The following is a 6809-nucleotide window of genomic DNA, read 5'->3' as shown; positions in this document are numbered from 1 at the left end:
CGGCGCCGATGGCGACGACCTCGTCCGGGTTCACGCCCTTGTTGGCCTCGTTGCCGCCGGTCAGCTCCTTGACGAGCTCGGCGACGGCCGGCATGCGGGTCGAGCCGCCGACGAGGACCACGTGGTCGATCTCGGAGAGGGCGATGCCCGCGTCCTTGATGACGTTGTGGAACGGGACCTTGCAGCGCTCCAGGAGGTCGGAGGTGAGCTGCTGGAACTGGGCGCGGGTGAGCTTCTCGTCCAGGTGCAGCGGGCCCTCGGCGGAGGCCGTGATGTAGGGCAGGTTGATGGAGGTCTCGGTCGAGGAGGAGAGCTCGATCTTCGCCTTCTCGGCCGCCTCGCGCAGACGCTGGAGCGCCATCTTGTCGGCGGACAGGTCGACGCCGTGACCGTTCTTGAACTGGGTCACCAGGTAGTCGACGACGCGCTGGTCCCAGTCGTCACCGCCGAGGTGGTTGTCACCGTTGGTGGCCTTCACCTCGACGACGCCGTCGCCGATCTCCAGGAGGGACACGTCGAAGGTGCCGCCACCGAGGTCGAAGACGAGGATGGTCTGGTCGTCCTTGTCCAGGCCGTAGGCCAGGGCGGCCGCGGTCGGCTCGTTGACGATGCGCAGGACGTTGAGGCCCGCGATCTCGCCGGCCTCCTTGGTGGCCTGGCGCTCGGAGTCGTTGAAGTACGCCGGGACGGTGATGACCGCGTCGGTGACCTTCTCGCCCAGGTAGGCCTCGGCGTCGCGCTTCAGCTTCTGGAGGATGAAGGCGGACATCTGCTGCGGGTTGAAGGTCTTCCCGTCGAGCTCGATCTTCCAGTCGGTGCCCATGTGACGCTTCACGGACCGGATGGTCCGGTCGACGTTGGTGACGGCCTGTCGCTTGGCGACCTCGCCGACGAGCACCTCGCCGTTCTTCGCGAAGGCGACGACGGACGGCGTGGTCCTGGCACCCTCGGCGTTGGTGATGACGGTGGGCTCGCCGCCTTCGAGAACGCTGACGACGGAGTTAGTGGTGCCCAGGTCGATGCCGACCGCACGTGCCATTTCGATTCCTCCAGCTGACTGACTTGAGTGGAACTGACTCAAGGATGCACGACGGGACGCACGGCGTCAACAGACCTGAGTCGTGTCGACTCAACTCTTCGCCGCGCCGGCCACTCAAAGGGACGCGGGATGCGCGTCGCTCCCTGACGCGGCGACGGGGAGATGGGAGAGTCCTGCTGCCCCATGTCGGGCAAAGCAGGCATATTCCACGAACATCCCATGATCTCAGCCGAAGGGGTCCGTGGCATGACGGCGAACCGCACGCACCAGACGCACCCCGACTCCGACGCCGGACGCATCCCCGAGCCCGGGCGCACCCCCGAGCCCGGACGCACCTCCGGGCCCGCCCCTGCAGCCGGGCGTGCCCCCGCCCCTGACCCCGGACCCGACCCTGACGCCGGACGCACCCCCGGACCCACCCGCGCTCCCGGCCCCACTCGTACCCCTGCCCCCGCCCGCCCCCTCGACCTCAAGCGCGCCTTCGATCTGCTGGGGGGTGCGGTGCTGCTCTTCGCGCTCTCACCCCTCTTCGCCGTCGTCGTGCTCTCACTCACCCTGGGGGCCCCGGCCCCCGGCGGGGCGCCGCTGCTGCGCCGCCGGAAGGTGGCGGGGCTCGACGGCCGGGCCTTCACGATGCTGACCTTCCGGACGAGGAGCCCGCTGGCCGCGTTGCCGCTGCTGCTGCACGTCGTACGGGGCGAGATGTCGCTCGTCGGGCCGTGTCCGCTCTCCCCCGCCCACCCGGAGTGCACGGGCGAGGCGCGGCGCCGGCTCTCCGTACGGCCGGGGGTGACCGGGCCGTGGCAGGTCAGCGACCGGTCCGACCTGCCGTGGGAGGAGCGCGAGCTGCTGGACCTCCACTATGTGGACCACCATTGGCTGGGGATGGATCTGGCCGTCCTGGCGCGTACGCTTCCAGCAGTCCGCCGTCGTCGTCTCCGGCGCGCCTCGGCCCGCGCGGCAAGGCTTGCCTGAGCGACACAGATCACCGCGAGGTCCGCTACAAGTGCGGCGTCCGGGCCGGTAATCTCAGCACGGACTAGATAAGTTACCGCTTAGTAGGCTCGGCTCAGGTACGTGAGCGGGCCCGCCCGAGGAGCCCGTCATGCAACTCGTCGCGATCATCGTGTCGCTGACGCTGACCGTGGTCGGCGTTGCCCTGCTCGCTCGCGCCATCGGTCAGTTCGTCCGGTACTTCAAGCTGGGACAGCCCGTCCCGGCCGGCACCCGGACCGACAACCCCTACCAGCGCAGCGTCACTCTGGTCCGGGAGTTCCTGGGCCACACCCGGATGAACCGCTGGGGGATCGTCGGCTTCGCGCACTGGTTCGTCGCGGTCGGCTTCCTGACCCTGCCGCCGACCCTCGCGCAGGCCTTCGGCCAGCTGTTCCAGGCCGACTGGACGCTACCGGTCATCGGCGGCTTCCTGCCCTTCGAGCTCTACATCGAGTTCATCGGCGTCATGACGATCCTCGGCATCGCCGCGCTGATCGTGATCCGCCTGCTGAGCCTCCCGCGCCGGGCCGGCCGCAAGTCCCGCTTCGCCGGCTCCAAGGCGGGCCAGGCGTACTTCGTCGAGTACGTGATCCTCACCATCGGCCTCGCGATCTACGTGCTGCGCGGCCTGGAGGGCGCGATCCACCACGTCGAGCACTACGAGGCCGCGTACTTCGCCTCGTACCCGCTCGTCCTCGCCTTCAAGGGCCTGTCCCTCTCCACGCTCCAGACGCTCATCTACTTCACCGCCATGGTGAAGATCAGCACCTCGTTCATCTGGATGATCGTGGTCTCGCTGAACACCAACATGGGCGTGGCCTGGCACCGCTTCCTCGGCTTCCCGAACATCTGGTTCAAGCGCAACGCCACCGGCGAGACCGCCCTCGGCGCGCTCCAGCCGATGACGACCGGCGGCAAGCCGATCGACTTCGAGGACCCGGGCGAGGACGACGTCTACGGCGTCTCCCAGGTCGAGCAGTTCTCCTGGAAGGGCCTCCTCGACTTCTCCACCTGCACCGAGTGCGGCCGCTGCCAGTCGCAGTGCCCCGCCTGGAACACCGGCAAGCCCCTCTCGCCGAAGCTCCTGATCATGTCGCTGCGCGACCACGCGCACGCCAAGGCGCCGTACCTGCTCGCGGGCGGCGGCAAGGACATGGAGGGCAACGAGAAGGCCTCGGCCGAGCAGCTCAAGGACGTCCCCGCCTCGGCCCTCGCCGAGGCCGGGCGCCCGCTGATCGGCACCGTGGAAGAGAACGGCGTCATCGACCCGGACGTCCTGTGGTCCTGCACCACCTGCGGCGCCTGCGTCGAGCAGTGCCCGGTCGACATCGAGCACATCGACCACATCGTCGACATGCGCCGCTACCAGGTCATGATCGAGTCCGCCTTCCCGTCCGAGGCCGGCACGATGCTGAAGAACCTGGAGAAGAAGGGCAACCCCTGGGGTCTGGCCAAGAAGCAGCGCGTCGAGTGGACCAAGGAGGTCGACTTCGAGGTCCCGATCGTCGGCAAGGACATCGAGGACCTGTCCGAGGTCGACTACCTCTACTGGGTCGGCTGCGCCGGCGCCCTGGAGGACCGCGCGAAGAAGACCACCAAGGCCTTCGCGGAGCTGCTGCACATCGCGGGCGTCAAGTTCGCGATCATGGGCGGCGAGGAGAAGTGCACGGGTGACTCCCCGCGCCGTCTGGGCAACGAGCCGCTGTTCCAGCAGCTCGGCCAGGAGAACGTCGCCATGCTGAACATGGCGTTCGGCGAGGACGACGAGGACGAGTCGACGAAGAAGCCGAAGTCGGCGAAGAAGATCGTCTCGACCTGCCCGCACTGCTTCAACACCATCGCCAACGAGTACCCGCAGCTCGGCGGCGAGTACGAGGTCATCCACCACACCCAGCTGCTCCAGCACCTCATCGACGAGGGCAAGCTGATCCCGGTGACCCCGGTCGACGGCCTCATCACCTACCACGACCCGTGCTACCTGGGCCGCCACAACAAGGTCTACACGCCGCCGCGCGAGATCATGTCCGCCGTCCCCGGCCTGCGCCAGCAGGAGATGCACCGCCACAAGGAGCGCGGCTTCTGCTGCGGCGCCGGCGGCGCCCGGATGTGGATGGAGGAGCGGATCGGCAAGCGCATCAACACCGAGCGCGTCGACGAGGCCTTGTCCCTCAACCCGGACATCGTCTCCACCGCCTGCCCGTTCTGCCTCGTCATGCTCACGGACTCCGTGAACGGCAAGAAGAACGACGGCAAGGCCAAGGAGAGCCTCCAGGTCGTCGACGTGGCCCAGCTGCTCCTCGACTCGGTCAAGACCCCGGTGGAGCCGGAGGCCCCGGAGTCGGCCGAGGAACCGGCGCCGGAGCCGGCCGCGTAGGAACCGGTACGTGACGGAGGGCCGCCCCTCGCTGGGACCAGCGGGGGGCGGCCCTTTCCCGTCCCCCGGGATCCCCTGGGTGATGTCACAGGTCAGCCCCAAAGGAGCGGGCGCACGGCGGAAGCGGGTACGTTCAAGGGCGTGGCTGGATTCAGGAACGGACGCGGCCGGGACAACCGCCCCCCGCAGCACCCGCAACAACATCGACCGCAGCAGGCGCCGTACGGGTACAACGCGCCCCCGCCGGCGTACCCGCAGCAGCAGTGGCAGCAACAGCCACCTCAGCAGCAGCCGTACGGGGAGCCGGAGTACTTCGGCGACCCCGGACAGCACCACCCCCACCAGGACCCGGTGACGGCGAACAACCCGGGCCACACCCAGATGTTCCAGGTCGACGACCCGTACGCGCACGCGGCCCCGTACCAGGCCGCCCCGGTCCCGGCCGGCTCGCGCCTGGGCTGGAAGGCCCTGCTGAGCGGCATCGTGCTGCGCCCGGCGGACACCTTCCTGCGGATGCGCGACCACGCGGTCTGGGGCCCGGCGCTGATCGTCACCTTCCTCTACGGCCTGCTCGCGATCTTCGGCTTCGACCAGGCCCGCGAGGAGGTGCTGAACGCGACGCTGTCCAGCATCGTCCCGTACGTCCTGATGACGGGCGCCGGTTTCGTCCTCGGCGGCCTGATCCTCGGCGCGGTCACCCACACCCTCGCCCGCCAGCTCGGCGGCGACGGCGCCTGGCAGCCCACGGTCGGCCTCTCCATGCTGATCATGTCCCTCACGGACGCGCCCCGCCTGCTCTTCGCCCTCTTCCTGGGCGGCGAGAACGGCCTGGTGCAGATCATCGGCTGGCTCACCTGGCTCGCCGCCGGCGCCCTCTTCACCCTCATGGTCAGCCGCTCCCACGACCTCCCCTGGCCCAAGGCCCTCGGCGCCTCGGCGATCCAGCTGGTGGCCCTCCTGAGCCTGATCAAGCTGGGCACGCTGTAGAGAAGGCCCCCTGGATATGAGAAAAGCCCCTGTCAGGGGCTTTTCTCATATCCAGGGGTTCCTCCGGTTCTCAGGCGTCGAGAACCTGCCCTTCGCGCTTCACGACAGGCGGCTCGACCGACCAGGGGAAGTTGATCCACTCGTCGGTCTTCTTCCACACGTACTCGCACTTCACGAGGGAGTGGGACTTCTCGTAGATGACGGCGGACCGGACCTCGGCGACGTGGTCGACGCAGAAGTCGTGGACGAGCTTGAGGGTCTTGCCGGTGTCGGCGACGTCGTCGGCGATGAGCACCTTCTTGTCGCTGAAGTCGATCGCGTTCGGAACGGGCGCCAGCATGACCGGCATCTCCAGCGTCGTCCCCACGCCCGTGTAGAACTCCACGTTCACCAGGTGGATGTTCTTGCAGTCGAGGGCGTAGGCCAGCCCGCCGGCCACGAACACCCCGCCGCGGGCGATGGAGAGGACGATGTCGGGCTCGTAGCCGTCATCGGCGATGGTCTGCGCCAGCTCGCGCACGGCCGCCCCGAAACCCTCGTACGTCAGGTTCTCGCGTACTTCACTCATGTCCGGCTACCGCCTCACACCTGGGTCCGATGGAAGTTCATGTACGAGCGGGAGGCCGTCGGCCCGCGCTGCCCCTGGTACCGGGAGCCGTACCGCTCGCTGCCGTACGGGAACTCGGCGGGCGAGCTCAGCCGGAACATGCACAGCTGCCCGATCTTCATCCCCGGCCAGAGCTTGATGGGGAGGGTCGCGAGGTTCGACAGCTCCAGGGTCACGTGCCCCGAGAAGCCGGGGTCGATGAACCCGGCGGTCGAATGGGTCACGAGACCGAGCCGCCCGAGAGAGCTCTTCCCCTCCAGCCGGGAGGCGATGTCGTCCGGGAGGGTGATGACCTCGTAGGTCGAGGCGAGCACGAACTCGCCCGGGTGCAGGATGAACGCCTCGTCGCCCTCCGGCTCCACCTGACGCGTCAGGTCGAGCTGCTCGACGGCGGGGTCGATGTGCGGGTAGCGGTGGTTCTCGAACACCCGGAAGAAGCGGTCGAGCCGCACGTCGATGCTCGACGGCTGCACCATGGATTCGTCGTACGGGTCGATGCGCACCCGCCCGGCATCGATCTCGGCCCGGATGTCCTTGTCTGAGAGAAGCACGCCCCCACGATACGCAGAGGGCGCGGACCTCCCCAATCGGGACCGCCCGCGCCCGACCTGCTCAGCTCACCGCTGCTGGACCTCCACCGGCACCGCATGCCTCAACCGCGCACACCGCGGACACCGGACGAGCCGCCCGGGCCCGATCCGCCCGGCACCGAGCTGCTGAAGCGGAAACGAGGCGGTACTGAACACGTGCCCTTCGGCACAGCGGACGACGGTGCGCTCCACGGAACCCATCAAGTCCCTTCCCCT

6 protein-coding genes are annotated in these 6809 nt (G+C 68.6%); 3 read left to right on the top strand and 3 right to left on the bottom strand.

Annotation, left to right across the window (positions count from 1 at the left end; all coding sequences use genetic code 11):
* Positions 1 to 1039 (bottom strand): Hsp70 family protein (locus QK442_RS20595; RefSeq protein ID WP_282695458.1); only part of this gene is annotated, 1039 nt, incomplete at its 3' end.
* A 246-nt stretch (positions 1040 to 1285) separates the two neighbouring features.
* On the opposite strand from QK442_RS20595, the gene QK442_RS20590 reads away from it, so the two are divergent.
* The 3 genes from QK442_RS20590 to QK442_RS20580 all read left to right on the top strand — a co-directional run bounded on the left by QK442_RS20590 (position 1286) and on the right by QK442_RS20580 (position 5396).
* The gene (locus tag QK442_RS20590; protein ID WP_282695457.1) at positions 1286 to 2014 is read left to right on the top strand and encodes a sugar transferase; all 729 of its coding nucleotides are present in this window, start codon (positions 1286 to 1288) and stop codon (positions 2012 to 2014) included.
* A gap of 130 nt (positions 2015 to 2144) precedes the next feature.
* Positions 2145 to 4409: a heterodisulfide reductase-related iron-sulfur binding cluster gene (locus QK442_RS20585; protein ID WP_282695456.1), complete on the top strand. Its 2265-nt coding sequence runs from the start codon at positions 2145 to 2147 to the stop codon at positions 4407 to 4409.
* Between the two features lie 141 nt (positions 4410 to 4550).
* Complete coding sequence (locus tag QK442_RS20580; protein ID WP_282695455.1) at positions 4551 to 5396, top strand: Yip1 family protein; 846 nt, start codon at positions 4551 to 4553, stop codon at positions 5394 to 5396.
* 70 nt (positions 5397 to 5466) lie between these two features.
* On the opposite strand, the gene QK442_RS20575 is transcribed toward QK442_RS20580, so the two are convergent.
* Together QK442_RS20575 and dcd are read right to left on the bottom strand one after the other, a co-directional pair.
* Positions 5467 to 5964 carry a phosphoribosyltransferase gene (locus tag QK442_RS20575; protein WP_282695454.1) on the bottom strand — a complete coding sequence of 166 codons (498 nt, stop codon included), beginning with the start codon at positions 5962 to 5964 and terminating at the stop codon, positions 5467 to 5469.
* 14 nt (positions 5965 to 5978) lie between these two features.
* The gene (gene dcd, locus QK442_RS20570; RefSeq protein WP_282695453.1) at positions 5979 to 6554 is read right to left on the bottom strand and encodes a dCTP deaminase; all 576 of its coding nucleotides are present in this window, start codon (positions 6552 to 6554) and stop codon (positions 5979 to 5981) included.
* Positions 6555 to 6809: the final 255 nt, after the last annotated feature.

The sequence above is a fragment of the Streptomyces sp. CC208A genome, assembly GCF_030010625.1.
Classification (GTDB): domain Bacteria; phylum Actinomycetota; class Actinomycetes; order Streptomycetales; family Streptomycetaceae; genus Streptomyces.
This window is presented reverse-complemented; position numbering and strand designations above follow the sequence as displayed.

Excerpts from the sequence above, each read along its gene's own strand:
- QK442_RS20590 (WP_282695457.1), top strand. The coding sequence starts at position 1,286 with ATGACGGCGAACCGCACGCACCAGACGCACCCCGACTCCGACGCCGGA.
- QK442_RS20585 (WP_282695456.1), top strand. The coding sequence starts at position 2,145 with ATGCAACTCGTCGCGATCATCGTGTCGCTGACGCTGACCGTGGTCGGC.
- QK442_RS20575 (WP_282695454.1), bottom strand. The coding sequence starts at position 5,964 with ATGAGTGAAGTACGCGAGAACCTGACGTACGAGGGTTTCGGGGCGGCC.